Origin of the sequence: Pseudomonas ulcerans (genome assembly GCF_036324125.1) — a bacterium.
GTDB classification, from domain to species: domain Bacteria; phylum Pseudomonadota; class Gammaproteobacteria; order Pseudomonadales; family Pseudomonadaceae; genus Aquipseudomonas; species Aquipseudomonas ulcerans.
Genome location: NZ_JAZDQN010000007.1, coordinates 141,498 through 168,082, shown reverse-complemented (window position 1 = coordinate 168,082; position 26,585 = coordinate 141,498). Strand labels below are relative to the sequence as shown.

Genomic DNA, 26,585 nt, shown 5'->3' with positions numbered 1-26,585 from the left:
ATGATCCCTTTGCCTTTGCGTCACCTGCCCCTGCTGCTCGCCCTCGGCCTCGCCGGCTGTGCCTCGACGCCTGTTCCCCCGCAGGGTGAACAACGGGTTTCGCTGATGACCTGGAACGTCGAGAACCTGTTCGACACCGTCCACGACGAGGGCAAGGAGGACTACGCCTACCTGCCCCTGAGCCTGAAGCAGGCGCACCCGGAATGGCTGGCGACCTGCGCCAGGATCAATGTGCAGGCCTGGCGCGACGAGTGCGAGAAGAACGACTGGACCGATGCCAAGCTCAAGGAAAAACTCACCCGCCTGGCGTCGGTGATCCAGCAGATCGACGCCGGTCGCGGCCCGGACATCCTGCTGCTGGAGGAAGTGGAAAACCGCAACGTCGTCGAGCAGCTCAACGCCCGCCTGGACAAGGCCGGCTACCAGACCCGGGTGCTGCTGGAAGGCTGGGACGAGCGCGGCATCGACACCGCCGTGCTCAGCCGCCTGCCGCAGTGGGGCGAGCCGATCCTGCATCGCGTACCGTACCGCAACGAGAACGGCGACACCTCGGACAAGACCGGCAAGACCCGCGGCATCCTCGAAGTGCGCCTGCGCCTGCCGGACGGGCAGAAGGCGTCAGTATTCGCCGTGCACCTGCCGTCCGGCGGCGGCCCCGGCTACCTGCGTCGCCAGGCGGTGGAGCATCTGGCCGAGCTCAAGCGCCAGTTGCCGGCAGACGTGCTGCCGATCGTCGGCGGTGACTTCAACATCAATGCCGGCGAAGAGCGCCAGCACCACTACATCGCCAACGGCCTGGCCAGCACCTGGAGCGTGTCGCACCTGATCGGCTGCGGCGACTGCAAGGGCAGCTACTACTACCACCGCAACCGTGAATGGTCGTTCTTCGACCTGCTGCTGTTCCCCAAGGAAATGACCGGCGCCGGCTTCAATGGCTGGAAGGTGGACAGCGCGAGCATCCGCACGCCGAAGGACAGCCCTTACCAGGTCAACAAGTGGGGGTCGCCGGCGCGGTTCGAGGGCGGCAACTACCCGCAGGGCGTGTCCGACCACTGGCCGATGTACGCGGAGATCTATCGCTGACAGAATTGTCCGACAAAGTTGTAGCGCCAATGCCCCTGGCAGCGTCCGATGTCAACGAAATCACCCGGTGCTTGTAGTAGCGTTGCCGCCACAAGTGGCAACGCCAAGGAATGCAATGTCAAACCACAAGATCAATATCCGACGCAAAAACGTCGAAAAGATCCTCCTCGCCGCCGAGAAGGTGTTCGCCGAGCAGGGGCATGCGGGCACCTCGATGTCCGATATCGCCAAGCACGCCGACCTGCCTCGTTCCAACCTGCATTACTACTTCACCACCAAGGACGAGCTGTACCGCGAGGTGCTGGTCAACCTGCTGAGCGTCTGGGAGAAGGAAGGCGCCTGCTTCGCCCACTTCGACGACCCGCGGGTGGTGCTGACCAGTTATGTGCGCGAGAAGATGACCCACTCGCGCACCCGGCCCCATGGTTCGAAGCTGTGGGCCAACGAGATCATGCATGGTGCCCCGCTGTTCCGCGACATCCTCGACGAGCACCTGTTCGCCGGGGCCAAGTTCAAGGAGAACAAGATCCGCCAGTGGGTCGAGGAAAAGCGCATCAAGCCGATCGAGCCGTTCGCCTTGCTGTACATGATCTGGGCCTCGACCCAGCACTATGCCGACTTCGACTACCAGGTGCGGGCGCTGAACGGGCATGCGCCGCTCAGTGACGAGCAGTTCGAGGGCGCGGTGCAGACGATCACCGCGGTGGTGTTAAGGGGCATTGGTCTGGAGCCCTGAGGAATTTCATTGCTCTTCCGGGCCTCATCGCTGGCTTGCCAGCGATGAGGCCCGGAAGCCCCCTACAAATGCGTCGCCGAAATCAGGAATTGCTGGAACGCCCGCGCCGCCTCCGGCATCTCCCGCTGCCCCTGCCAGATCAGCCCCAGCTCCATCGGCGGAACATTCCCCGCCACCGGCCGCGCCTCGATGCGCTTGCCCTCCAGCGACCAGGGCCGGTAGATCATGTCCGACAGGATGGTCACCCCGAAGCCATGGGCCACCAGCCCGCGCAGCGCCTCCACCGAGGTGGTGCGAAAGGCAATCCTCGGCGCCAGCCCCGCCGCCTGCCAATAACGCATCGCCGAACTTTCCCCCTCATCCATCGTTGCGATGAGATACGCATGCGCGGCGATATCCGCCAGGGTCACGCTCTCCAGCGCCATCAACGGGTGATCGCTGGCCAGCCATAGCTGCCGCCGCGAGCGCATCAGCACATGCCGCTCGAAGGGCTGCGCGGCATCGACGTTGGACAGGATGGTCAGCCCCAGGTCCAGCTCGCCACCGGCCACGCCCCGCTCGATCCCCGGCCGGTCCATGTCGATCAGGTCGATCTCCACCTGCGGGTAACTGCGCTTGAAGCGCGCCAGCAAGGTCGGCAGGAAGTACCCCAGGACCGTGTAGGACGCCCCTACCCGCGCCGTGCCCGCCAGGCGGTCGCGCTGGAACAGCGGCTGGGCCACGGCGTCCTGCAGGGTGTCGAGGATATGCCTCGCATGCTGGTAGAACCGGTGCCCGTCGGCCGTCAGGCTCACCCCGTGGGGCAGGCGTTCGAACAGGCGCACGCCGAGCATGTCCTCCAGCTGGCTGACCGCCGCCGTGATCGCCGACTGCGACACATGCACGGTCAGCGCCGCCTGGGAAAACTGGCCCAGCTCCGCCGCTGCGACGAAGTAGCGGAGCTGGCGCATGGAGATATCGTTGCGAATTGACATTTGTTTTTCTGATACCTGTTCGCATTTTTTATGAATTTACGATAACCCGGCCGCGTTCATAGACTCCAGCGCAAATCAGCGCACCGCCTCCACGGTCGCCTGAACAACAAGAAACTGGAGGATTGGCCATGAGTACCGTGCTTCCCACGCTGGACGACAAATACACCCAGGCAACCGGCAAGGTGCTGATGACCGGCGTGCAGGCGCTGGTCCGCCTGCCGCTGATGCAACGCCAGCGCGACCTGGCCGCCGGCCTGAACACCGCAGGCTTCGTTTCCGGCTATCGCGGCTCGCCCCTGGGCGGTTTCGACCAGGCGCTGTGGAAGGCCCGCGAGCACCTGCAGGCGCAGAAAGTGAAATTCCATCCCGGCCTCAACGAGGACCTGGCCGCCACTTCGCTGTGGGGCACCCAGCAGGTCAACCTGTTCGACGGCGCCAGCTACGACGGCGTGTTCGGCATCTGGTACGGCAAGGGGCCCGGCGTGGACCGCTGCGGCGATGTGTTCCGCCATGCCAATGCCGCCGGCACGTCCAGGTTCGGCGGCGTGCTGGCGATTGCCGGCGACGACCATGGCGCCCGCTCCTCGTCCCTGCCGCACCAGACCGAGCACATCTTCAAGGCGGTAATGATGCCGGTGCTGGCGCCATCGGGGGTCCAGGAATACCTCGACTACGGCCTGCATGGCTTTGCCATGTCGCGCTACTCCGGCTGCTGGGTGGCAATGAAAGCCGTCGCCGATACCGTGGAAAGCGGCGCGGTGGTGGATATCGACCTGAATCGCGTGCAGCCGGTCATCCCGGATTTCCCGCTGCCCGAAGGCGGCCTGAACATCCGCTGGCCCGACCCGCCCCTGGCCCAGGAACAGCGCCTGCTGGAGCACAAGCTCTACGCGGCGGCAGCCTATGCCCGGGCCAACGGCCTCGATCGGATGGTCATGGACTCGCCCAAGGCGCGGATCGGCATCATCACTTCCGGCAAGTCGTACCTCGATGTGTGCCAGGCGCTGAAGATCCTCGGTATCGACGAGTCCCGCGCGGCCGCCATCGGCCTGCGGGTGTACAAGGTGGGCATGGTCTGGCCGCTGGATGCCGAGGGCGTGCGTCAGTTCGCCGAAGGGCTCGACGAGATCGTGGTGGTCGAAGAGAAACGCCACATGCTCGAATACCAGCTCAAGGAAGAGCTGTACAACTGGCGCGAGAGCGTGCGCCCGCGCATCGTCGGCAAGTTCGACGACAAGGGCGAATGGACCCGGCCGCACACCGACTGGCTGCTGCCGGCCACCGGCGACCTGACCCCGGCGCAGATCGCCCGGGCCCTGGCCAAGCGCATTCTCGGCCATCATCCAAGCGGCGAATTGCAGGTCAGCCTGGCGGTACTGGACGCCCGGCTTGCAGCGCAAGGCCGCTTCGGCACCTTGATGGAGCGGGTCCCGCACTATTGCTCCGGCTGCCCGCACAACAGCTCGACCCAGGTCCCGGAGGGCAGCCGCGCACTGGCCGGGATCGGCTGCCACTACATGGCGGCGTGGATCTACCCGCAGACCAAGACCTTCAGCCAGATGGGCGGCGAAGGCGTGGCCTGGATCGGCCAGGCGCCCTTCACCGAAACGGCCCATGTGTTCGCCAACCTCGGCGACGGCACCTACTTCCACTCCGGTCTGCTGGCGATCCGCGCCTCGGTCGCGGCCAAGGTGAACATCACCTACAAGATCCTCTACAACGACGCCGTGGCCATGACCGGCGGCCAGCCGGTGGACGGCAGCCTCACCGTGCCGCAGATATCCCGCCAGCTTGCCGCCGAAGGCGTGGGCCGTATCGTGGTGGTCACCGACGACACCTCGCGCTACGCGCAGATCACCGACCTCGCTGCAGGCGTCCCGGTGCTGCGTCGCGACAGGATGGATGAGGTGCAGAAGGAAATGCGCGAGTTCGCCGGGGTCTCGGCGATCATCTACGACCAGACCTGCGCGGCGGAAAAACGCCGACGGCGCAAGCGCGGCAAGTTCCCCGACCCGGCTCGCCGGGTGATGATCAACCAGGCCGTGTGCGAGGGTTGCGGCGATTGCAGCAGCAAATCCAACTGCATGTCGGTGACCAGCGTCGACACGGAGTTCGGCAGCAAGCGCGCCATCGACCAGTCCTCGTGCAACAAGGATTTCACCTGTCTCAATGGCTTCTGCCCGAGCTTCGTCACCATCGAAGGCGGCAGCCTGCGCAAGCCCAAGGCGCTGGCGCAGAATGATGACTGGGCCCTGCCGACACCGCAGCTGGCCAGCCTGGAGCAGCCTTGCAGCATCCTCATCACCGGTGTCGGCGGTACCGGCGTGGTCACCATCGGCGCGCTGCTGGGCATGGCGGCCTTTATCGAAGGCAAGGGCACGCTGAACCTGGACATGGCCGGCATGGCGCAGAAAGGCGGTGCGGTGTGGTCGCATATCCGTATCGCCCGGCATCAGGAGCAGTTGCACGCCCCGCGCATCGCCGAGGGCGAGGCGGATCTGCTGCTGGGCTGCGACCTGGTGGTCAGCGCCAATGCCGAAACCCTGTCCAAGCTGCGCCAGGGCGTGACCCATGCACTGGTCAACAGCGAAGAAAGCCTGACCAGCGCGTCCGTGCGCACCTTCGCTCGCCAGGCGGAAACCGGCGACCTGCAACAGCATCCGGACACCCGCTTCCCCACTGCCGGGATGAACAAGCAGATCCGCGAAGCGGTGGGCGACACCCATGCCGAATTCATCGACGCCAGCCGCCTGGCCACCGCGCTGATGGGCGACTCCATCGCCACCAACACCTTCATGCTCGGCTTCGCCTGCCAGAAGGGCTGGTTGCCGGTGGGCGAGACCGCGCTGTTGCAGGCCATCGAGATCAATGGCGCGGCGGTGCCGTTCAACAAGGCCGCGTTCCTCTGGGGACGGCGGGCGGCGGTGGACCTGGCACGGGTGCGGGCCCTGCTGCGCAAGGACGATGCGCCAGTACTGGCGCAGACACTGGAGGAGATCGTCGCGTGGCGTGTCGCCTACCTCAGCGAATACCAGGATGCAGCCTTCGCCGAGGGGTACCGGGTACGGGTCGAACGCTTCATCGCGGTCGAACGCAGGCTGCATGGCAAGCCGGGGCCGCTGTCGGAAGCGGTAGCGCGCTACTACTTCAAGGTGCTGGCGATCAAGGACGAATACGAGGTGGCGCGGCTGTTCACCCAGGGCGATTTTCTCAAGCAGGTCGAGGCCACTTTCGAGGGTGGCTATCGGCTGAATTTCCACCTTGCCCCGCCGTTGCTGAACAAGGGCCGCAAGTCCAGCTATGGACCATGGATGATGAAGGGCTTCAAGCTACTGGCGAAGGCACGGCGGCTGCGCAATACCTGGCTCGACCCGTTTGCCAGGACTCATGAGCGCAAGGTCGAACTGCAATGGCTACGTAGCTACGAGGCGGTGCTGGATGAGCTGGAAAAAGGGCTGCGGGCGGACAACCTGGAGCTGGCAGTGAAGCTGGCGTCGTTGCCGGATGCGGTGCGCGGGTATGGAGCGGTGAAGGATCGCTACCTTGAAAAGGCGGAAGCGCAAAGGCACAAGCTGCTGGATGAATGGAGGAATGGGCCGCAGTTTCATGAAGCCAGTGTTCAAAGGATTCAGGTGACTCAGGTCTGAGTTGCGCCCCTCCTGTAGGAGCGGGTTCACCCGCGATGGCGTCGGTGATTCCACTACTGCAATCGCGGGTAAACCCGCTCCCACAGGGTACGAGCCAGTCTTTCAATCCCGGGCCAGGAACTCCAGGAACCCCCGGCACACCGCCGACAGATAGCCTTCGGCCCGGCTGACGATCTGGAACCGCCTTACCGCCCACTCATCCTCCAACGGCACGCACACCAGCCCGGCCCCCTCGGGCTGCAAGCTCACAGCCCGCCGCGGTATCACCGCAATCCCCAGGTCCGCCTGGACCATCCGGCACACCGCATCGAAGCTCTGCAGGTGAATACCGTAGCGAATGCTCTTGCGCGCCGCTCGCGCGGCCTTGTCGAGCATGCGGTACAACGGGCTGTCGCGGTGCAGGGCGATATGGCCGAAGCCCAGGGTGTCGGCGAAACGCACCTGCTCCAGCCCCGCCAGCGGGTGCCCGGCCGGGACGATCAGCACCAACTGGTCCGAGCGGTACTCCTGCACCCGCAGGCCCCTGTCCGCCAGCGCACCGAGGTCGGCACCGATACCCAGGTCGCACTGGTTGCCCAGCACGTCCTCGCCGACCTGCTCGCTGGTGCGCTCCTGCAGTTCGATGGCGATATTCGGATGGGTGCGCTGGAACCGGCTCAGATCCTCGGGCAGGAACTGGATGATGCTGGAGCGGTTGGCACTGATGCGGATATGCCCGCGATCACCGCTGGCGAACTGCGAAAGATCGGCGCTCATCCGCGCCAGTTCCTCCAGCACGTGGCGAGCATGGCCAAGCAGGCAGATGCCGGCCGGGGTCGGCTCGATGCCTTTCTGATGCCGGTACAGCAACGGTGCACCCACCGCCTCTTCCAGCTCGCCGATGCGCTTGCTCACCGCCGACGGCACCATGCTTTCGCGCTCGGCGGCGCGGGCGATGCTGCCTTCGTCGCAGGCGGCGATAAACAACTTCAGCGAGGTGGGATCGAAGCGCCAGAGGGTTTGCATGATGGGTCCCGATATTTGGTGATGGCAGCCGTGAATTTTCATCACTACGCCCCGTGCCGCGCAGTTCCTAACATGCAGGGCATCGAGGAGATAACTATGACTACAAGAAAAATTCAATTCGCCGGCCGCTTTCTTTTCCTGTCCTGCAGCAGCGAGGCCGTCACCGCCCAGCTCGAAGGCCGTGACCTCGAACTGAGCGACGCCCTGCCCCTGCGCGACAACATCTCCACCGACGAGATCACCCCGGTAGTGGTCATGATGACCTACGACTCGCGTCTGGGCGCCTATCCCTACGTCGGCTTCAAGACCGAAGGCGAGCTGCCCATCGGCAACGATGCGGTGAAGAACGGCAGCTTCGAAATCACCGTGGCCGGCAAGCGCTACGGCAAGGGTTCTTCCCGCGAGTCCAGCCCGCTGGCGGAAAAGTCCGCAGGCATCCGCCTGATCATCGCCGAGAGCTTCGAGCGCATCTATCGGCAGAACTGCGACAACATCGGCATCTACACCTCCACCGACTTCTCGCTGATCGAGCGCATCCGCAGCGGCGAGGCCATCGACCTGGAAGAGTTCCTGGTCGGCCGCGATGCAGTGACTCAGGAGGTGATCCGCGCTGGCGGCCTGCTGGCCTACAGCAAGCTGCACCTGCCACGCCAGCCGCAGAAAGTCTTCAACCCGCTGCCCACGCATCGGCCACTGACCCTGGTGGAAAAGATCATCGAGCGCCGCCGTGTCGCCCCTGCCGGCGAAGTTGCCCGGGGCGACGGCCTGTTCCTCTCCGCCGACTGGCGCTTCAGCCACGACTACTTCACCGGCATGTGCGCGCACTTCATGCACGAGGCCTTTGGCGAGAACCTGGAACTGGCCCGTCCCCACGAGATCATCGCCTTCCAGGACCACCTGATCCTGGCCAACCAGAGCTACCCGCATATCCGTGACAACCTGCTGGCGGCGGTGGGCGGCCTGGCCTCGGCCCACGACGATTTTGTGCGCCGCTATCCGGTGGTAGCCCATGGCGCACTCAAGGGCGAGAGCGGTTCGGAAGGCATCTGCCATGCCCTGATGACCGAACTGCACGCCCTGCCGGGCCAGGTTGTGGTGGGCACCGACTCCCACTCGCCGCACTCCGGCGCGCTCGGCTGCCTGGCCTTCGGCGCCGGGGCCACGGATATCGCCAACAGCTGGGCCACCGGCTTCATCCGCTGCCGCATGCCGGAGATCATCAAGGTCGAGCTCGCCGGCCGCTTGCGCGCCGACGTCACAGCCAAGGACATCGTTCTCGAACTGCTGCGCAGCGAGCCGATTCGCCAGGGCCAGGCCATCGGCGCAGTGTTCGAATACTGCGGCGAAGCGGTGCGTGCCCTGTCCGTGGATGAGCGGGCGACCCTGACCAATATGGTCGCCGAGCTGGGTGGCTTTACCGGGATCGTGGCGCCGGACCAGAAGGTCGTGGACTTCCTGCGCGAGCGGCGCGGCATCGAGGTCGAGCTGGAGGACTGGCTGTTCAGTGATGCCGACGCCGACTACAAGGAACACCTGGTCATTGACTGCTCCAGCCTTTCGCCGCTGGTGGCTGCGCCGGGCGATCCGGGCAACGGCGTGGCCCTCGAAGAACTGGAAACGCCGGTGAGCGTGGATATCGCCTACGGCGGCTCCTGCACCGCCGGCAAGCGCGAGGATTTCGACTACTACCACGAGGTGCTGGCCTGGGGTCTTGAGCGCGGCATGAAGGTCGCCGACCACACCCGCCTGTACTTGCAATTCGGCACCCTGGCGGTGCGCGACTACTGCCGCGAACAGGGCTACCTGGCCACCTTCGAACAGGCTGGCGTGGAACTGATCATGCCCGGCTGCGGCGCCTGTGCGAACTGTGGGCCGGGCTCGTCGACCCGCGCCGAGCAGGTCACCATAAGCGCCATCAACCGCAACTTCCCCGGCCGCTCCGGACCTGGGCAGGTCTGGCTGGGCAGCCCGTACACCGTGGCCGCCAGTGCCCTGCTTGGCCGTCTGGCGAGCTTCGCCGAGCTGCAGGCGGAGGTGGCATGAATACCGCCGACCTGTGCGATCACTACGGCACCGAGCTGCGCATCCTGCCGGGCAACTGGCAGTGGTTCGGCGCGCGGCGCCGGTTCAGCGGACCGGTGGTGACGCTCTATGCCTTGGGCTGCAATGGCGAGATCCGCCAGAAGCTGGCCGAGCCCGGAGCCGGCCGCGTGCTGGTGATCGAAGCCGGCGGCGACCCCGGGGCATTGCTGGGCGACCGGCTCGGCGCGCTGGCACTGGCGAACGGCTGGGCCGGTGTGCTGGTCAACGGCAATATCCGCGACCGCCACGCCCTCGCCGAGCTGGACCTGGGCATTCTCGCCCTCGGCTCCTGGCCACGGCGTTCGCATAACCGTGAGGGCGGAAAGCTGGATGTGCCCCTGCTGCTCGGTGGTGTCTCCATCGAACCGGGAGACTGGCTGTACGCCGATGAGGACGGCGTGCTGCTGGCCCGAGAGGAGCTCGATCCGCCAAAGAGATAAAAACCGATGGCTGCTGCGCGCAGCAACCTGACTCTCCGACAACTACAACAATGGAGAAATACACCATGGCCACCCTGACCCAGAGCGCCACCGATGGCGCTCGCGACCTGCAGGAACTGCTGCTGTACCGCCGCGTCGCCTGGCGCATCCTGCCGCTGACGATCGTCTGCTTCCTGTTTTCCTATTTCGACCGCATCAACATCAGCTTCGCCAAGACCCAGATGCAGGCCGAACTGGGCCTGAGCGATGCGGCCTACGGCTTTGCCGCGAGCATCTTCTTCTTTGGCTACGTGCTCTTCGAAGTCCCGAGCAGCTACGGCCTGAAGCGCTACGGCGCACCCAGCTGGATCTGCCGGATCATGGTGTCCTGGGGCCTGGCCACCGCCGCACTGGTGTTCGCCTACAACGAGTTCACCCTGTATTTCCTGCGCTTCCTGATCGGCGTGATGGAAGCCGGTTTCGGCCCGGCGCTGCTGTTCTACCTCGCCTGCTGGTTCCCGAAGAAGAACCTCGCCAGCATGAACGGCCTGTGGTTTCTCTCCATCCCGCTGTCGGGAATGCTCGGCGCACCGGTGTCGGGTTTCATCCTCGAATACATGAACGGCTTCCTCGGCCTGGCCGGCTGGCACTGGCTGTTCGTGCTTTCTGGACTGCCTTGCGCCCTGCTCGGGGTGATCGTGCTGTTCCGTCTCGACCGTGATATCCAGTCGGCGAAATGGCTGACCCAGCCGGAAAAGGACATTCTCCAGCGCAACCTCGACAACGACCGCAAGGAGAGCAAGCCGATCCATGCCTCGCTGCTCAAGGTGATCTTCACCCGCGAAGTGGCGATCCTTTCGATCATCTATTTCATGATCAAGCTCACCGGCTATGGCCTGAATTTCTGGATGCCGCACCTGATCAGCTCGGCCGGAGTCAAGAACCAGTTGGCGGTAGGCTTCCTGACAGCCCTGCCGTACCTGGTGGCGGCGCTGGGGATGATCATCGTCACCCGCCGCTCGGATGCCTCGGGCGAGCGGCGCAAGTACCTGTGGCAATGCATGGCCGTGGGCGCCATCGGCTACTTCGCCGCGTGCTTCTTCAACGATCACTACGTGCTGCTGACCAGTTTCCTGATCCTCGCCACGGCGGGCGTGTTCATCGCCATCCCGATCTTCTGGACCATTCCGCAGCAGGCCTTCGCTGGCCTGGCGATCGCCGGCGGCATTGCCGCGATCAACACCGTGGGGCAACTGAGCGGCATGGTCGCGCCGCTGCTGGTGGGCTGGATCAATGACCTGACCGGCAACACCTACATGGGCATGCTTGCCCTGGCGCCGTTCTGCGTGATCTGCGTGGGGGTGATTCTCTGGGGCCTGCCGAAAGAGCGGGTGGCGAAATGAGGATCGGGCATGGTGTTGTTCTGCTTGGCGTGGGCTTGAGCTCGGGGCCGGTACTGGCCGATTTCGTCGGGGATACCAAGGCGGGGCTGGAGGTTCGCAACTTCTATTTCAGCCGTGATTTTCGCAACGACGGGGCGAGCCAATCGAAGCGCGAGGAATGGGCCCAGGGCTTCGTGCTCAAGGTGCAATCCGGATTTACCGAAGGCACGCTGGGGTTCGGGCTGGATGCCATGGGCCTGCTCGGACTCAAGCTCGACTCCAGCGCGGATCGTGCCGGGACCGGGCTGTTGCCGAGGAATGCCGACCGGCGTGCGGCGGATGATTTCTCCACCTTCGCGCCCACGGCCAAGGTGCGGCTGGGCAACAGCGAGCTGCGCATCGGCGCGTTGACGCCGACCCTGCCGCTGCTGGCGGCGAACTACAGTCGCCTGTTGCCGCAGGTGTTCAATGGCGGGCTGCTAACGTCCACGGATATCGACAACCTCACGCTGACCCTGGGGCGGATCAAGCAGGTGAAGTACCGGGATTCCTCGGATTTCGAGGACCTGGCGATCAGCGGCATGTCCGGTGGCTACTCCAGCAGCGCGCGCAGTGACGGGATGGATTACGCGGGGGCCGACTACAAGCTCGATGCCGTGACCCTGAGCTACCACTATGCGCGGCTCGACGATATCTACCGGCGGGACTATGCCGGAGTACAGTTCAGCCAGCCGCTGGGGGCCGGCAAGGTGTTCGGCGAGGTGCGCTACTTCGTTGCCCGCGATGAGGGACGGGCCTTGGCCGGAGAGGTGGATAACCGGACGGTGAGCACCAACGTCGGCTACAGGATCGGCGGGCACGGGTTCAGCGGCGGGTACCAGAAGGGCTCGGGGGATACGGCGTTTGCCTATCTCAATGGCAGTGATACCTATCTGTTCAGCGAGATGCTGGTCAGTACCTTTGCCCTGCAAAACGAGCGGGTCTGGCATCTGCGCTATGACTACGACTTCGCAGCATTGGGAGTGCCGGGGCTGACGTTCAACTTGCGCTATGTGAAGGGGGACGAGGTGGATCCGCAGCATATCCGCACCAGCCAGGGCGCGGCGTTGCGCGCGGCGGGGGACGATGGCAAGGAATGGGAGCGGGCCACCGACCTGACCTACACCGTGCAGGACGGGCCGTTGAAGAACCTGTCGCTGCGCTGGAGGAACGCCACCAACCGGTCGAACTATGCGGACAGTGCCGATGAGAACCGGGTGATTCTGAGTTATCAGGTCAAGTTCTTCTGACTGCCGAAACACTGTAGGAGCGGGTTCACCCGCGATTGCGGTAGTGGATTCACCATCGCAATCGCGGGTGAACCCGCTCCCACAGTTGATCGAGGCGATCTGTCAGACCGGAACACTCAAGGTAGAAGCCGCCACCGCCACCGTCATCATCGCCTTGCTGACCCTCATGTCGATCAGGGCATCGGTGAGCATCTGCTTCTCGTATTCCATCGGCGGGTCGGGCAGGCGGGCCATGCTGGCGATGGCCTTGTCGAGGTATTCCAGTGCATGTTGCATGGCTTCCTCGCGGGTGAGGCCGGATTTGGTGTGGAGCGCATAAGGTGGATCGGGGACGAGCTTTTTCATGGTTTTGGGTTCGCAGAGATTGAGGAATGAAAAACCACGACTCGCTGCTAAACGAAGGGTGGCGACTGTACGCGGGTTAGCAGACCGAGCCTCTGGAACCCACACTTACCCGGCGCACCCGAAGGTGCCCACGCGTACAGCCGCCATAACACTGCTGGCTGGTGAGTAGAGAGGAAGTCGGACTGCTAAATCCGGCCGTTGATTTGGCAACGACCGACGCAGACTAGGCACCCTTTCCAGGCCACGCAACCGAAAAGCGGGCCGGGGAGTATGCTTGGGAAATTGCCTACAAGAAAGCCGGAAATCAATGAAGTTCGCGGCTGATATGCAACATCTTGTGGATGTGTAGAATTTACCCCTGTCCCAACAGTGCCAAGTCCTCTCCCGACCTTGAGTCGGTGACGTCTTGGCCATTTCTTTGAAAACCGTTTCTGAAACGAGCACAGGGGTCGCACTATGCTTGTGATACATTGCGACGCTACGAGATCCGAGCATGTATGGTTCTTTGAATGAAACGTGTGACTGCAGGAAGAAATTTTTGGGATGAGGCGGCTCCTGGCTACATGCTTCATGGCACTCCACACAAGAAAGGTTGGCGGCCTCTATGATTGTTGAGATTGCTGCAAGGGCTTTCAAATCGATGGTTCGTTTTTCTGTCGTGGACTTGAGAAACTTTACTTGCTTCGTTGGTTTAAACGGCGCGGGAAAGAGCTCGATACTTCAGCTGCTAGACTTCGCCTCCCATTTGTTTCGAGGCGATATAGACCGATGGCTCAGTGACCGTCGCTGGAACGCCTCGGATCTGCACTCAAAAATCGCATCACAGTCGAACATTTCTTTAGCCGTCGTAATTAAAACTCAAAAAGGACGAAATCTCACTTGGGTAGCAAGCTTTAATAGATCATCCATGATGTGTACAGTTGAGCACGTCATAGATGAATCAAGCGGGGAAAAAATATTCTCGCTAATCAAGGGAAGATACTCCATACAACTTCCAGACGGCGAAAATTTTGAAGCCAAGGTGGCATTCAACTACCAGGGATCCATCCTTTCAACCCTCAAGGATGATGTTTTGACTCCGGAGTTGCGAGAAGTCAAATCGGAGCTCTCAAGCATCCGTTCCCTTGAACTACTCTCTCCTCATTTGATGAGGTTATCTCATAGAGATACTGCAATCGATATTGGGGTGGGCGGTGAAAAACTCTCGCCCTTTCTCTATGGAATCAAAGGAGAATCTCGGGAAAACCTGGTTAGCCTGCTGAAGCAATTTTATCCAGCTGTTGTTGACTTCAAGGTGAAGCAAGAACGTGCAGGATGGAAAAAACTTTCGCTAATCGAAGAGTATGATGGAAAGCGTGTTGAAGTAGATGCCAGGCATATCAATGATGGCGTCTTGAGGATTCTCGCGATCCTCGCACAGTCGGCAAGCGGCAAGTCTCTTCTGCTATTTGATGAGATCGAAAACGGCATCAATCCAGAGGTTGTTGAAAAGCTGGTCGATGTTCTCCGAACCTGTGGCCAGCAGGTTATTGTTACGACTCATAGCCCTATGATTCTGAACTATCTCCCGGATGACGTGGCGAAGCAGTCCGTGAGATTCGTCTACAGATCTTTTGACGGTGGCACAAAAACAGTTCCGTTATTTGAAATCCCGAGAATGGCAGAGAAATTACGCATCATGGGGCCTGGCGAGGCATTCGTGGATACAAGCCTTTCATTGCTAGCGGAAGAATGCGCAGAGCATGACAAGGCAGCCTCCGAAGAGACCAAGGCATGATTATTCTGTGTAGCGGCGAGGGCATCAGCGACTTAGGGGTCTGTGATAACGAAATCGGTAACTGCGACGGCACCAACTTCCGGTTTGGACCGATCAGCCTGGTAGTGGACGGCATCGTCAGTACTTGCCTGGGGTATAGCCCTCGGGAGGTACATCCAGAAAGCTACAGGTACTACAGCGAATCGGCCTTGGCAGCACGTGCCAAAGCGCGAAAAGGCTTCTCGCTTACCGGCAAGAAACGGGGCGTCGAGACAGGTTACTTCCACATCAACGCCTGGATGCTCGGTGAGATCGCTTTGGAACTGGAGGCTGCAGAAAACGACTCTGTCGCGGCCTTTCTGTTCAGGGATACGGATGGCACCAATTCCTCTCCCCGTGACTTGTGGGAAAGAAAAACATCGTCAATCGAAGGGGGCTTCATCAGGGCAGATTTTCACCGCGGCGTGCCCATCGTGCCTCGCCCGAAGTCGGAATCCTGGTTTCTCTGCGCAACCAAGCAAAATCCTTATCAGCACTGTGCAGCGCTCGAGGATCTTCCAGGCAACGACGACTCTCCCAACTCAGCCAAGCGGGTGCTTGCCGAAGCACTGGGAGCTGACGCCACTGCGGAGGCATTAGTGGATTGGCTGGACACCAATGGATTTGATCCTGATCGCCTGGCAGAGCAAATGCCTAGCTTCTCGGCGTTTCTCGAAAGAGCCAGATCAGTGCTGATGGGCTGTCTCTTTATAATAACGATTGTACGAAAAACAGACGTAACTATTTGATTTTACGTACACCCCTAAAGAAAATTTATAATAAAGTTTGTACGTAAACTGCTGAACTGCCAATTTCCCTTTTTAATAAAGTTTGTACACACCCCCATAGCAATACTCCAGCGCTTTCAAGGCGCTGGCAGATCAAGCCGGCTAGGGCAGGCGCGCCCATCTCTAGGCCCTAGATTCATAATCAAGCCGACCTGTGAGCATTGAGGGCATAGCCCACCGCTATACTTAGGCCGTATGGCCAGTGACTGCTCGGCTAGGAACCTAACATGACTTCTCAAAAACCTGCTCGTCATACCCAGCTACGTGAGTCCGCAATGCTGGCAAAAGGAAAGACTCGCATTCTGCACAGTGGTGATTGGTTAACCGCTCAAAGGGTTGTCGAGCTTGCGCCGTTGAACTCAGAGTTTAGGTGTTCCTTGGTAGCTGAGTGGTGGCGTGCAGGGAAGATTTTCGCCCTCCACCATGAAGGCATCGACTATTTTCCAATCTACGCGTTCGATCCTGCGGCCGACTACCAACCCCGACCAGGTTTGGCCCCTGTTATCACCACGCTAGCGTCCAAAAAAGATGGCTGGGGGATGGCATTCTGGTTTGGTTCGTCGAACTCCGTTCTTGGAGGGCGTATGCCAAAGGACTGCGGGTGATGCTGTCTTATGCTGCACAACTCAATCGCTCCACAGTAGCGATCTATCCGACAGACCTACCCTCGCAAAACCTGCTAGCCCCATTGGGCTCTCTAGTGGTGATGGAGGACGAGGCAGCGTTCGAACTGGCTACCGTGGCAGCGTGCATGAATGGATGGTTCTACTTTCTCCTGCATGACTTGCAGCACTGGCTAGTAGACAAAGGCCTCCCGGCGCACCAAGCGCGCACCCTGGTGCTCGGCAATCTTGAAGATTGCATCGCCAGCGCCCGTGCCAATCCGCATCAAGACCTCAAATCCATGGGCAAGGCCATCGCCACACCCGGCACCTTCACCGCAACCGGGCTGGACGTGCTCAATCACCAACCGGGAAACGCCACCTGGGTGCGGCCTGCGAAGTGGTGTTCGATGCGTTGCTCAGTCGCTTGCCGCGTTAAAGCTCAGGGTCGAGCCCGACACGCTGCAAAGAGCGCTCGCCATTGAAACGTTCCACTTCATGGCGGCGTTTACGGAAGCTGTACGGCGTCTCACCGAATTGTTTGCGGAACCACAGAATGAAGTGTGAGGCGTCTGAGAAACCACTAGCCAAGGCGATGGTTGTGATGTTTTGGCTGGTGTTGACCAGCAGTCTTCGAGCGTGGTCCAGACGCAGCTTGCGCCAGTAGTTTGCTGGTGGCTCTTGAGTGTTGGCTACGAACTCACGATGCAACTGGCGCGGATGTGTACCCACCGCCTCCGCTACCGCTTTAAGCGAAAGCGATACATCGAGGTTATCGCGCATGAAGGCGATGGCCCGCTCCACGCGGTCATTCTGATAGACCTTGCCACCCTGGTCTTTCTCATCGGCGCGCTCTTCCACCAGCAGATATTCCAGACCTTTCTGCGCCCGTACCTCGCCGCAGTGACGGCGAATCAAACTGGCAGCGAGGTCGATCGCTGTGCCGCCCGGACAGGTAATGATGCCGCTGTCATCCACATAACTCTTGTCGATTACTGCGGTGGCCTTGGGAAACAGCTCGCCAAACTCCTCGCGAATAGTGAAGTGCACGGCGCAACGGCGATCGTCGAGCAAACCAGCTTTGCCAAGCACAAAGGACGCCGAACACAGGGCGATGATCGGGATATTCGCCGCGTGTACATCCCGCAGCGCGTCAAGTAGCCAGTCTGGCGGGTTGCGTGTCTCACCCAGCAACCCGCCAGCGATCACGATGTAATCGTACTGCGCCCAGAGATTAAGCGGTCTGGTCGGAGAAATCGGCATGCCGCAACTGGCGGTAACCGGCTGGTCGTTACAGGTCATCCAGTCCCACTGGCAATACACCTGCTGACTGCGAAACGACTTATCGGCAGCAAAGCGTAGAGAGTCGACCAAGCTTGCAACCGGTACCAGGGTAAACTGGTTCATCAATACGAAACCGACTCGCAGATCTGGTTTTACCACCGCAGGCTGTGTGTTCAAGGTCGGTCTCCAGGGCCACCGGGGGACTCCGGTAGAAATTCATTCTACGCCTGGTCGCATGACCCGAATATCATATAAACGCAGACAAATCGTATATTCCGGACAGGCGTACGCTATTCCGACTTGTGCGTCCTATCAATTGTCATGCCCGTAATAGCAGGTGCGATACCACGCTGAGCATCATGCACGGAAGAGCCCACAACAAGGATTCACCAAGCATGAACCCCGTTATCAAGAGCAGCTACGTCGACGGCACATTTGTCTCGACAAGCAGCACTGACCTGCTGGAAAACCACAACCCATCAAATCCCCAAGACATCGTCGATCGATTTGTGCGGGCGGACCAGGCGCTCACCGAACAGGCGATCAGCGCTGCTCGCCGTGCTCAGCAGGGTTGGGCTAGGAGCAACCCGCAACAGCGGGCTGATGCCTTGGACTTCATCGGTAGCGAAATTCTCGCGCGCCGCGAAGAACTGGCCGTCCTTCTCGCTCGAGAAGAAGGCAAAATCGTACGTGAAGCCCGCGGCGAAGTTGAACGCGCTGGGCGCTCGTTCAAGTTCTATGCCCAGGAAGCCTTACGCGCCGAAGGCGAAAAATACCAGTCAGTACGCCAGGACGTCGGCATCGACGTGTTCACCCAACCGCTAGGGGTGATTGGCATCATCGCACCGTGGAACTTCCCTATCGCCATCCCTGCCTGGAAGATTGCTCCGGCGCTGTGCTTCGGCAACTGTGTGGTATTCAAGCCCGCGGAGCTGGTGCCGTCCTCGGCCTGGGCGCTGGCAGAGATTATTTCCCGCGCAGGGCTGCCACCCGGGGTCTTCAACATGCTGATAGGACCGGGCCGCAGCGTTGGCGACACCTTGATCCGCTCGCCATTGATCGACGGTATCAGTTTCACCGGTTCGGAAAATACCGGCCGGCAGATTGCCCGTCTTGCCGCCGAGAGCATGAAGAAAGTGCAGTTGGAGATGGGCGGCAAGAATCCACTGATCGTTCTTGACGACGCCGATCTGGAACAAGCAGTGGATGTTGCGTTGAACGGCTCCTTCTACAGCACCGGCCAACGCTGCACAGCCAGCTCCCGAGTGATCGTCACCGAGGGAATCCACAACGCGTTCGTCGAACGCCTGGCCGAACGTACCCGGGCCCTAAAAGTAGGCGACGCACTACAAGCGTCGACCGATATCGGGCCAGTTGTTGATAGCCGTCAGTTGGAGCAGAACCTGGCCTATGTCGCCAGTGGTATGGAACAGGGCGCAAACCTAGTCTGTGGTGGCGAGCGCATCGAGAACGATGCAGGTGCATATTTCTTCACCCCGGCTTTGTTCACCGAGGTTAATCCCGACATGCGTATTTATCGTGAAGAGATCTTCGGCCCGGTATTGAGCGTGCTCAAGGTACGCGACTACGAGGAGGCTTTCGCTGCGGCCGAGGACACCTCATTCGGACTATCCAGTGGGATAGTCACCTCTTCGCTGAAAGCTGCCGAGCATTTCAAACGCAACAGTTCTGCGGGAATGGTGATGGTCAACCTACCGACCGCTGGAGTGGACTACCACGTGCCGTTCGGTGGCAACGGTGCTTCCAGTCTAGGCTCACGTGAACAAGGCACGCATGCCCGACAGTTCTTTACCCGGACCAAAACCACCTATCAGTTGGCTTGATGTAGCCAAGGCTACGGATTGACAGAATCACCGATGACCTCTTCGCTGGCAGTGCCGGCGATGAGGCCGATGATAGACAAAGAGATTTCTGATCTCACCTCCCGATTTTGAGGTTGAAAGCAAGATGGCCAAGGCCGCCGATGTCGTTGTGCAATGCCTGGAAAATGAAGGTGTCGAGTATGTGTTCGGCATTCCCGGCGAGGAAAACCTCGACCTGCTGGAATCCCTGCGCAAGTCGAAGATCAAGCTGGTGCTGACCCGCCACGAGCAGTCCGCGGGCTTCATGGCCGCGACCTATGGCCGCCTGACCGGCAAGACCGGCGTCAGCCTGTCGACCCTCGGCCCGGGCGCGACCAACCTGGTGACCGCAGGTGCCTACGCCTACCTGGGCGGAATGCCGATGCTGATGATTACCGGGCAGAAGCCGATCAAGAAGTCCAAGCAGGGCCGCTTCCAGATCATCGACGTGTGCGCAATGATGGACCCCATCACCAAGTACACCCACCAGTTCGCCTCCGCCGACAACATCCCGTCGCGCATGCGTGAAGCCTTCCGCCTGGCCGAGGAAGAGAAGCCGGGTGCGGTGCACCTGGAACTGCCGGAAGACATCGCCGCCGAACAGACCGACGTCCTGCCGATCCCGCCAAGCCTGCACCGTCGTCCGCTGGCCGAGCACGTGGCCATCGACGCCGCCATCGACAAGCTGCGCACCGCCCGCAGCCCGATCCTGGTGATCGGTGCCGGCGCCAACCGCAAGATGACAGCCAAGGTCCTCGAGCAACTGATCGACAAGACCGGCATCCCGTTCGTCACCACCCAGCTCGGCAAGGGCGTGGTCGACGAGCGCAACCCGCGCTTCCTCGGCAACGCTGCGCTGTCCTCCGGTGACTTCGTCCACCGTGCGGTCGAGGCGGCCGACCTGATCATCAACATCGGCCACGACGTGATCGAGAAGCCGCCGTTCTTCATGGTCCGTGGCGGCACCGAAGTCATCCACATCAACTTCCGCTCCGCCGAAGTCGATGCCGTGTACTTCCCGCAGATCGAAGTGATCGGTGACATCGCCAACGCCGTCTGGCCGATCGGCGAAGGCCTGGGCGACGTGTCGCACTGGGACTTCACCCGCCTGATGACCATCCGCGAAGCCAACGAAGCGCAGATCGCCGAAGGCAAGGACGACGACCGCTTCCCGGTGTACCCGCAGCGCCTGGTCGCCGACATCCGTCGCGCCCTGCCGTCGGAAGGCATCGTGGCCCTGGACAACGGCATCTACAAGATCTGGTTCGCCCGCAACTACAAGGCGCACAAACCGAACACCGTGCTGCTGGACAACGCCCTGGCGACCATGGGCGCCGGCCTCCCGTCGGCCATGGCCTCGCACCTGGTTTATCCGGATCGTCCGGTGATCGCGGTATGCGGCGACGGCGGCTTCATGATGAACAGCCAGGAACTGGAAACCGCCGTGCGCCTGAACATGCACGTCACCGTGATAATCCTGCGTGACGATGGCTACGGCATGATCCGCTGGAAGCAGGCGAACATGGGCTTCACCGATTTCGGCCTGGACTACGGCAACCCGGACTTCGTCAAGTACGCCGAAGCCTACGGTGCCAACGGTCACCGGGTGGAAAGCGCCGAAGGCCTGCTGCCGCTGCTGGAGCACTGCATCAAGACTCCGGGCGTGCACGTGATCGACGTTCCGGTTGATTACAGCGAGAACGATCGCATCCTCAATAGTGACCTGCGAGAGCGTAGTATGGCCATCTAATCTGAGCCACCACGGGACGAGCTATCAATTCATAGGATGGCCCGCCCCCCCAAGGGGCCTTCGAACCTGAGAACAACAACAATGCACACTCAAGAAGCTGGCAGCAGGCAAAAAGGATATCGACGGATCATCCCATCGATGACCGCCCTTCTCCAGTTCGAGTCGGTCGCCCGACTGAAAAGCTTCACCCAAGCGGCAAAGGAGCTGGGCGTCACCCAGGCCGCTGTAAGCAAACAGATCAAGGTGCTCGAAGAAAACGTCGGCGCCCAACTGTTCCATCGCCTCCACCGCAGGATCGAATTGACCGATGAGGGCATCGCCCTGTTTGCAACCATATCCGAGTCGCTGCAAAAGATTGCCACGGTGTTCGACCAGATCAACCAGGAGGGCGGTCGCCGGGAAATCAGCCTCGGCATCACTGCCTCCTTTTCCCAATTCCAACTCCTACCGCGCCTAGCTGCGTTACGCGAAGCTATGCCCGATCTGCAATTGCGCCTTACTACGCAGATGTTCACCGGCGACTTACGCACGCAGGAGGCAGACCTTTACGTACGCTATGGCAACGGTCATTGGGATGACGGTGAAGCCATTCTGCTGTTCCAGGAAGAAATTTTCCCGGTCTGCTCCCCCACCTGGCTCGCCCACAACCCCATCCCTACCACGCTGGAGGAACTAGCCACGGCTGGCCTGCTGGATTCAGACTCCACCTCCGAAGGCTGGTTGACATGGCAAGGCTGGTTCAAGCAATTAGGCTTGAGTTCGCAGAAGTTCCACTACACCTTGCGCGGTAACCTGCATGCCGACGTCGTAAATGCGGCGGTGCATGGCCACGGTATCGGATTGGGATGGGGTCGCGTGGTAGAGCATCTGCTCGACAGCGGCGCCTTGGTCCGCCTGGAGCCTTTCTCCGTGCGCCCTACCGATGCCTATTATGCGGTAATCCCCGATGGGCGCACTGCGACGCCCGAAATACGAGCAGTGATCCGATGGCTGCAGGACCGCCCGCCGCTGCCAACCTGATCGAAAGCAAACTCATAACTTTATGTAATGCGAAGCGTAAAAATAGGCGCATTGACGGTATTTTGACCCCCTCAGATAATTCCTTGCACAAGTGTTAAAAAACTAACAATAAAGTGCCTGAGGAATAACAATGAGCAACGCGCCCGTTAAAACTCATCGCGAAGTCATAGCGTCCCGTCAACCCGGCTTCGGGATGCCCGGTGAAATATTCAGCCGCCAGGATATATTTGAAACCGACCTTGATGTTTTTTTTAACAAACACTGGATCGTCGTTGCTGTAACCGCCGATGTGGAAGAGCCCGGCGATGTTTTTACCACCGATATCGGCAAGTCCTCGATCATCGTACTGCGCGACGACGACGAGCAGATTCGAGCTTACCGCAACGTCTGCCGCCACCGTGGCGCGCGGCTCAAGGAACCAGGAAAATCGACCGTCGGCATGTTAGTCTGCCCTTATCATCAATGGACTTACGACCTCGATGGCAGCCTGAAGCATGCTGCGCACATGGGCAAGAACTTCGATCCCAAGTGCCGCAGCCTCATCCCGGTTCATTCTAAAGTTATCGGGACTCATGTATTTGTTTGCTTGAGCGATAATCCACCGGAAGATATTGCTTATCAGGAAGAAATCATGGGGGCACGTTTTGCCCCTTATGAATTGACCAATACTCGAATTGCCTATGAACTCGATTATGTCGAGAACGGCAACTGGAAACTGGTCATGGAGAACAATCGCGAGTGTTATCACTGCCATGGCACACACCCCGAATTGTTGGTGTCCTACCAGTCAGAAGACCTGGGTGTCAGCCTGGAAGAAATGAGTGAAGAGCAACGTGCGTCCTATGACGCCTATCAGGTGCGCAAGGCCGGAATCGAATCAAACTGGGCTAGCGAGGGCCACCTGTTCGAAACAGTCGAACACCTAGACGATCACGCGGCTACCCAGTTCCGTACCCAGCGCATGATCATCGCTGGCAGCGGCGAATCCCAAACCCTAGACACCAAAGTCGCCTGCACCAAATTACTGGGCAAACTTACCCGTAAGGACCTCGGAGATACTCACCTGTGGGGCAACAACGCTTGGACTCACGTTATGAGCGACCATGCCATGATCAGTTGGATCATCCCGCTGTCACCGGACCGTACCCTAGTCAGGACCAAATGGCTGGTACACAAGGATGCCGTTGAAGGGGTCGACTATGACCTGCAGCGTCTGACCGAGGTCTGGGTCGCCACCACACGCCAGGACGCCGACTTAGTGGCTATCACCCACAACGGCACTCAGGACCCAGCCTACATCCCAGGGCCCTACTCCGAGTTCACTGAGCCGTACGTCGACCAATTCCTGCGCTGGTACAGCGCGCGCCTTGAAGCCCATGGGGTATAACGGTGATGAGCATGTACGAGAACATCGCCAGCCTGCGCGCTGACCAACGTTTCGCCGATACCGACCATTGGACCGCCCATGGCGCCCAGTGGGCCAGCGGTGACAGCAAACGTATCGAATGCCTGAGCGTCGTCGCGGAAACCCACGATGTTAAGACCTTCACGTTCCACAGCCCCGACTATCCGGCCCTGGCCTACGAGCCGGGCCAATTCCTGACCGTGTCGCCGCAGATCGACGGGCAAAGCGTGTCGCGCTGCTACACGCTGTCATCCACCCCAACCCGACCGTTCACCTTTTCAATCACCGTGAAACGAGTACCGGGAGGTGTGGTATCCAACTGGCTGCACGATAACCTTAAAGCCGGCGATGCGATGGCAGCCTCAGGTCCAGCGGGTATTTTCACCCCGGTGGCCGGCCCCGCGCGAAAACTGCTGTACCTGTCGGCCGGATCCGGAATTACCCCGTTGATGGCAATGACGCGTGCTGCAGCCGATCTGCATGCCGATCTCGATATCGTCTTTGTACACAGCGCCCGCACCCCTAAGGACATCATCTTCCGCGATGAGCTAGCTCGCTTGGAGCGCAGCATGCCGCGCCTGCGCACCCTGTTCTTCTGCGAAGGGACGGGTGACGAGCCTGACTGGAAGGGCCCGATCGGGCGCCTGTCGATCGATGAACTACAGCAGCGCATCCCCGATTTCATGGAGCGCTCGGTGTTCACCTGCGGCCCCAAGGGTTACATGGATGCGGCCAAATCACTTTTGGGCAGCGCAGGGTTCGACTTGACCCGCTATCACCAGGAAAGCTTCGACATCAGTGCCGAAGCCGTGCTCGAACCCGTGCGCACTACAGACCCCGGGCTGGCCCAAGACGTCTTCACTGTGCGCCTGGCTCGCTCGGGCAAGGAGTTCACTATGAGCGCAGACCAGACCGTGCTTTCGGCTGCGAAGAAAGCCGGCGCGGTTGTGCCCTCCTCCTGTAGCCAAGGGGTCTGCGGGACGTGCAAGACCGCCGTGCTTGAGGGCAGTGTGGATATGAGCCACAACGGCGGAATCCGTCAGCGCGAAATAGACAAAGGCCTGCGCTTGCTGTGCTGCAGCCGCCCGACGTCCAATCTGGTGATCGACCTCTGACAAGGCGCCTTCGGGCGCCTTTCTACTGTCCATCACCCAGCCTCGCAAAAATAAAAAGGAAAAAACGATGCGTGCAAAAACTGGCCCGTTCAAAGGGCTAAATCCCGCTGTGACCATTTGGTCACTATTGATCGTCGTCGCATTCGTGGTGCTGTGCGCCTCGCAAGGGGAACAGGCCGCCACCATATTCAAACGCGCCTCCGACGCTATCCTCGATAATCTCAAATGGTTCTACATCGCTCTGGTCAGCGGAGTGCTCGGCCTTTTGCTGTACATCGCCTTCAGCCAGCACGGCACGCTCAAGCTTGGCCGTCCGGAGGAAAAGCCCGAATTTAGCTTCGCCGCCTGGATCTCCATGCTGTTCAGCGCCGGAATGGGTGTGGGACTGATTTTCTGGTCAGTCGCCGAACCTGTTCTACATTACGCCAGCAACCCCTTCACACCAGGACTAAGTGATGAAGCCGCTTCCATGGCAATGCGCATTACGCTGTTCCACTGGGGGCTGCACCCATGGGCGATCTTCACTGTCATTGCCCTCGGCCTAGCGTACTTCGCCTACCGCGAGGGCCTACCCCTGGCCTTACGCTCAGTGCTCTACCCACTGATCGGCAAACGCATCTATGGGCCGATCGGCCATACCGTCGACATCATTGGTGCTGCTGTGACCGCCTTCGGTGTCTCCCAGTCGCTGGGCATGGGCGTGGAACAGATCAATACTGGCCTGAACCAAGTGTTCGGGGTTCCAGTAAGCCTGTCTTTCAAGCTGGGAATCATCGCGGTGGTCACGGTGATTGCTTCGATCTCCCTAGTGGCTGGGGTGTCGCGCGGAATGAAGCGCTTGTCGACCGTCAATATGTTCATTTCTCTTGGCCTGATGTTGGTGGTACTGACGCTCGGGCCGACCCACTACATCATGAACCTGCTGTTCGAATCGACCGGCGATTACCTGCAGAACATCGTGGGCTTGAGCCTTTGGACAGATACCCAGAACGATAGTAATTGGCAGAAAAGTTGGACGGCTTTCTACCTGCCCTGGTGGATGACCTGGGGGCCATTCGTAGGCCTCTTCATCGCGCGCATCTCCCGTGGCCGGACCATTCGTGAACTGGTGGTGGGTGCGTTGGTAGTGCCAACTCTGGTAACCATCCTGTGGATGGCGGTGTTCGGCGGTACCGCACTCAAGGACGAACAGCGAACTCGGCAGGCCTACACTAGCTTGCCGGTCGCTGAGCAGAGTGAGGCGGGTCCCTTCACCGGCGGCCCGATCCTTGAAGCCACGCGCAAGGAAACCACCACCGCGATGTTCACCCTGCTGGAACGCCTGGACGGTAAAACCCTCGGCGGCATCCTCAGTATCATCGTCTGCCTGTTGCTCGCGGTCCATTTCGTCACCGCTGCTGATGCCGGTACTCAGGTGCTGTGCATGCTCAACTCGTTGGGTAACATCAACCCGCCGAACTGGCTTCGCGTGCTGTGGTGCGTTCTTGAGGGGGCCATTGCGGCAAGCTTGATCATCGCCGGCGGGCTGGTGGCGATTCAGATGGCAAGCATCGTCATCGGCCTGCCGATAGCGGTGTACATGCTAATCGCCAGTCACGGTCTGATTCGGGCGCTCAAGGCAAACGCGGAGCTGAATCTCTCGGCTGGCAAGATTGCTGTCAGTGATCGTGGAGAGGTTGCCGAAGTGGGCTGAAGGCCATGGAAAATGCACTGGTGAAGACTAGGGCTTCGCTGGTGAGTGCCAGAAAGTATCAATAACTAGGACCGTCTTGCAGACTGTGTGAAACACGCTGAGAGCAAGGCCAAGCCAACGCCCCGACTATTTCGGGGCGTTGGCTTTTCTGGGGAACATCAGGCTATTCGTGCAACGCGTCTTCATCGGCTGCAGTTGGCGAGTGTCATTGGCATTCCGAGCCCCTTCGTGATGTAGCGATCAGGGGTACCAGTAGGCCGAGCCTGATCACACCCGCGGATGAAGCTCATAAACGACAATGCCCGTATC

At 60.5% G+C, this 26,585-nt stretch carries 21 protein-coding genes; 17 read left to right on the top strand and 4 right to left on the bottom strand.

The window, feature by feature from the left end:
- Together V0R59_RS09135 and V0R59_RS09130 are read left to right on the top strand one after the other, a co-directional pair.
- Positions 1–1,083, top strand: coding sequence for an endonuclease/exonuclease/phosphatase family protein (locus V0R59_RS09135; protein ID WP_330076998.1), 1,083 nt, complete (start codon positions 1–3; stop codon positions 1,081–1,083).
- Positions 1,084–1,198: 115 nt separating this feature from the next.
- On the top strand, positions 1,199–1,819 hold the full coding sequence (locus tag V0R59_RS09130) for a TetR/AcrR family transcriptional regulator (protein WP_330076999.1): 621 nt from the start codon (positions 1,199–1,201) through the stop codon (positions 1,817–1,819).
- Between the two features lie 62 nt (positions 1,820–1,881).
- Here V0R59_RS09130 and V0R59_RS09125 read toward each other — a convergent pair whose 3' ends face one another.
- Positions 1,882–2,793 carry a LysR family transcriptional regulator gene (locus tag V0R59_RS09125; protein ID WP_330077000.1) on the bottom strand — a complete coding sequence of 304 codons (912 nt, stop codon included), beginning with the start codon at positions 2,791–2,793 and terminating at the stop codon, positions 1,882–1,884.
- A 128-nt stretch (positions 2,794–2,921) separates the two neighbouring features.
- Here V0R59_RS09125 and V0R59_RS09120 point away from each other — a divergent pair, with 128 nt between their 5' ends.
- Positions 2,922–6,440 (top strand): indolepyruvate ferredoxin oxidoreductase family protein, encoded by a 3,519-nt coding sequence (locus V0R59_RS09120; RefSeq protein ID WP_330077001.1) that lies wholly within the window; start codon positions 2,922–2,924, stop codon positions 6,438–6,440.
- 102 nt (positions 6,441–6,542) lie between these two features.
- On the opposite strand, the gene V0R59_RS09115 is transcribed toward V0R59_RS09120, so the two are convergent.
- Positions 6,543–7,445: a LysR substrate-binding domain-containing protein gene (locus tag V0R59_RS09115; protein WP_330077002.1), complete on the bottom strand. Its 903-nt coding sequence runs from the start codon at positions 7,443–7,445 to the stop codon at positions 6,543–6,545.
- A 96-nt stretch (positions 7,446–7,541) separates the two neighbouring features.
- Between V0R59_RS09115 and V0R59_RS09110 the strand changes: the two genes are divergently transcribed.
- The 4 genes from V0R59_RS09110 to V0R59_RS09095 all read left to right on the top strand — a co-directional run bounded on the left by V0R59_RS09110 (position 7,542) and on the right by V0R59_RS09095 (position 12,617).
- Positions 7,542–9,488 carry an aconitase family protein gene (locus V0R59_RS09110; protein ID WP_330077003.1) on the top strand — a complete coding sequence of 649 codons (1,947 nt, stop codon included), beginning with the start codon at positions 7,542–7,544 and terminating at the stop codon, positions 9,486–9,488.
- On the top strand, positions 9,485–9,967 hold the full coding sequence (gene rraA / locus V0R59_RS09105) for a ribonuclease E activity regulator RraA (RefSeq protein ID WP_330077004.1): 483 nt from the start codon (positions 9,485–9,487) through the stop codon (positions 9,965–9,967). The genes V0R59_RS09110 and rraA overlap by 4 nt, the downstream gene beginning before the upstream one ends.
- Positions 9,968–10,032: 65 nt before the next feature.
- Positions 10,033–11,349, top strand: a complete 1,317-nt coding sequence (locus V0R59_RS09100) for an MFS transporter (protein ID WP_330077005.1) — start codon at positions 10,033–10,035, stop codon at positions 11,347–11,349.
- Positions 11,346–12,617 (top strand): OprD family porin, encoded by a 1,272-nt coding sequence (locus tag V0R59_RS09095; RefSeq protein WP_330077006.1) that lies wholly within the window; start codon positions 11,346–11,348, stop codon positions 12,615–12,617. The genes V0R59_RS09100 and V0R59_RS09095 overlap by 4 nt, the downstream gene beginning before the upstream one ends.
- A gap of 102 nt (positions 12,618–12,719) precedes the next feature.
- On the opposite strand, the gene V0R59_RS09090 is transcribed toward V0R59_RS09095, so the two are convergent.
- The gene (locus V0R59_RS09090; protein ID WP_330074990.1) at positions 12,720–12,962 is read right to left on the bottom strand and encodes a hypothetical protein; all 243 of its coding nucleotides are present in this window, start codon (positions 12,960–12,962) and stop codon (positions 12,720–12,722) included.
- Positions 12,963–13,566: 604 nt separating this feature from the next.
- Here V0R59_RS09090 and V0R59_RS09085 point away from each other — a divergent pair.
- The 4 genes from V0R59_RS09085 (at position 13,567) to V0R59_RS09070 (ending at position 16,632) form a co-directional block, all read left to right on the top strand.
- Entirely contained in the window at positions 13,567–14,739 is a 1,173-nt protein-coding gene (locus V0R59_RS09085) for an AAA family ATPase (RefSeq protein WP_330074991.1), read from the top strand.
- Positions 14,736–15,506 carry a hypothetical protein gene (locus V0R59_RS09080; RefSeq protein ID WP_330074992.1) on the top strand — a complete coding sequence of 257 codons (771 nt, stop codon included), beginning with the start codon at positions 14,736–14,738 and terminating at the stop codon, positions 15,504–15,506. Before V0R59_RS09085 ends, V0R59_RS09080 begins: the two co-directional genes overlap by 4 nt.
- 266 nt (positions 15,507–15,772) lie before the next feature.
- Positions 15,773–16,150 (top strand): hypothetical protein, encoded by a 378-nt coding sequence (locus tag V0R59_RS09075; RefSeq protein ID WP_330074993.1) that lies wholly within the window; start codon positions 15,773–15,775, stop codon positions 16,148–16,150.
- A complete protein-coding gene (locus tag V0R59_RS09070) occupies positions 16,150–16,632 on the top strand; it encodes a pyrroline-5-carboxylate reductase dimerization domain-containing protein (protein WP_330074994.1) in 483 nt (160 codons plus the stop codon). Before V0R59_RS09075 ends, V0R59_RS09070 begins: the two co-directional genes overlap by 1 nt.
- Here V0R59_RS09070 and V0R59_RS09065 read toward each other — a convergent pair.
- On the bottom strand, positions 16,583–17,608 hold the full coding sequence (locus tag V0R59_RS09065; RefSeq protein ID WP_330074995.1) for a GlxA family transcriptional regulator: 1,026 nt from the start codon (positions 17,606–17,608) through the stop codon (positions 16,583–16,585). The two genes, V0R59_RS09070 and V0R59_RS09065, sit on opposite strands and share 50 nt — an antisense overlap.
- Positions 17,609–17,826: 218 nt before the next feature.
- Between V0R59_RS09065 and V0R59_RS09060 the strand changes: the two genes are divergently transcribed.
- The 6 genes from V0R59_RS09060 (at position 17,827) to V0R59_RS09035 (ending at position 26,276) form a co-directional block, all read left to right on the top strand.
- Positions 17,827–19,275 (top strand): aldehyde dehydrogenase family protein, encoded by a 1,449-nt coding sequence (locus tag V0R59_RS09060; protein ID WP_330074996.1) that lies wholly within the window; start codon positions 17,827–17,829, stop codon positions 19,273–19,275.
- Between the two features lie 124 nt (positions 19,276–19,399).
- A complete protein-coding gene (locus tag V0R59_RS09055) occupies positions 19,400–21,043 on the top strand; it encodes an acetolactate synthase large subunit (RefSeq protein ID WP_330074997.1) in 1,644 nt (547 codons plus the stop codon).
- A gap of 138 nt (positions 21,044–21,181) precedes the next feature.
- Positions 21,182–22,063 (top strand): LysR substrate-binding domain-containing protein, encoded by an 882-nt coding sequence (locus V0R59_RS09050; RefSeq protein ID WP_330074998.1) that lies wholly within the window; start codon positions 21,182–21,184, stop codon positions 22,061–22,063.
- 130 nt (positions 22,064–22,193) lie between these two features.
- A complete protein-coding gene (locus tag V0R59_RS09045; protein ID WP_330074999.1) occupies positions 22,194–23,450 on the top strand; it encodes an aromatic ring-hydroxylating oxygenase subunit alpha in 1,257 nt (418 codons plus the stop codon).
- Between the two features lie 5 nt (positions 23,451–23,455).
- Positions 23,456–24,583: a hybrid-cluster NAD(P)-dependent oxidoreductase gene (locus tag V0R59_RS09040; RefSeq protein ID WP_330075000.1), complete on the top strand. Its 1,128-nt coding sequence runs from the start codon at positions 23,456–23,458 to the stop codon at positions 24,581–24,583.
- 67 nt (positions 24,584–24,650) lie between these two features.
- A complete protein-coding gene (locus V0R59_RS09035) occupies positions 24,651–26,276 on the top strand; it encodes a BCCT family transporter (RefSeq protein WP_330075001.1) in 1,626 nt (541 codons plus the stop codon).
- Positions 26,277–26,585 lie beyond the last annotated feature (309 nt).

What these genes read in the sequence shown, in the direction of transcription:
- V0R59_RS09085 (WP_330074991.1), top strand. Translation starts at nt 13,567, where the DNA reads ATGATTGTTGAGATTGCTGCAAGGGCTTTCAAATCGATGGTTCGTTTT.
- V0R59_RS09060 (WP_330074996.1), top strand. Translation starts at nt 17,827, where the DNA reads ATGAACCCCGTTATCAAGAGCAGCTACGTCGACGGCACATTTGTCTCG.
- V0R59_RS09080 (WP_330074992.1), top strand. Translation starts at nt 14,736, where the DNA reads ATGATTATTCTGTGTAGCGGCGAGGGCATCAGCGACTTAGGGGTCTGT.
- V0R59_RS09050 (WP_330074998.1), top strand. Translation starts at nt 21,182, where the DNA reads ATGACCGCCCTTCTCCAGTTCGAGTCGGTCGCCCGACTGAAAAGCTTC.
- V0R59_RS09100 (WP_330077005.1), top strand. Translation starts at nt 10,033, where the DNA reads ATGGCCACCCTGACCCAGAGCGCCACCGATGGCGCTCGCGACCTGCAG.
- V0R59_RS09075 (WP_330074993.1), top strand. Translation starts at nt 15,773, where the DNA reads ATGACTTCTCAAAAACCTGCTCGTCATACCCAGCTACGTGAGTCCGCA.
- V0R59_RS09035 (WP_330075001.1), top strand. Translation starts at nt 24,651, where the DNA reads ATGCGTGCAAAAACTGGCCCGTTCAAAGGGCTAAATCCCGCTGTGACC.
- V0R59_RS09125 (WP_330077000.1), bottom strand. Translation starts at nt 2,793, where the DNA reads ATGTCAATTCGCAACGATATCTCCATGCGCCAGCTCCGCTACTTCGTC.
- V0R59_RS09110 (WP_330077003.1), top strand. Translation starts at nt 7,542, where the DNA reads ATGACTACAAGAAAAATTCAATTCGCCGGCCGCTTTCTTTTCCTGTCC.
- V0R59_RS09135 (WP_330076998.1), top strand. Translation starts at nt 1, where the DNA reads ATGATCCCTTTGCCTTTGCGTCACCTGCCCCTGCTGCTCGCCCTCGGC.
- rraA (WP_330077004.1), top strand. Translation starts at nt 9,485, where the DNA reads ATGAATACCGCCGACCTGTGCGATCACTACGGCACCGAGCTGCGCATC.
- V0R59_RS09055 (WP_330074997.1), top strand. Translation starts at nt 19,400, where the DNA reads ATGGCCAAGGCCGCCGATGTCGTTGTGCAATGCCTGGAAAATGAAGGT.
- V0R59_RS09130 (WP_330076999.1), top strand. Translation starts at nt 1,199, where the DNA reads ATGTCAAACCACAAGATCAATATCCGACGCAAAAACGTCGAAAAGATC.
- V0R59_RS09115 (WP_330077002.1), bottom strand. Translation starts at nt 7,445, where the DNA reads ATGCAAACCCTCTGGCGCTTCGATCCCACCTCGCTGAAGTTGTTTATC.
- V0R59_RS09040 (WP_330075000.1), top strand. Translation starts at nt 23,456, where the DNA reads ATGAGCATGTACGAGAACATCGCCAGCCTGCGCGCTGACCAACGTTTC.
- V0R59_RS09070 (WP_330074994.1), top strand. Translation starts at nt 16,150, where the DNA reads ATGCTGTCTTATGCTGCACAACTCAATCGCTCCACAGTAGCGATCTAT.
- V0R59_RS09045 (WP_330074999.1), top strand. Translation starts at nt 22,194, where the DNA reads ATGAGCAACGCGCCCGTTAAAACTCATCGCGAAGTCATAGCGTCCCGT.
- V0R59_RS09120 (WP_330077001.1), top strand. Translation starts at nt 2,922, where the DNA reads ATGAGTACCGTGCTTCCCACGCTGGACGACAAATACACCCAGGCAACC.
- V0R59_RS09095 (WP_330077006.1), top strand. Translation starts at nt 11,346, where the DNA reads ATGAGGATCGGGCATGGTGTTGTTCTGCTTGGCGTGGGCTTGAGCTCG.
- V0R59_RS09090 (WP_330074990.1), bottom strand. Translation starts at nt 12,962, where the DNA reads ATGAAAAAGCTCGTCCCCGATCCACCTTATGCGCTCCACACCAAATCC.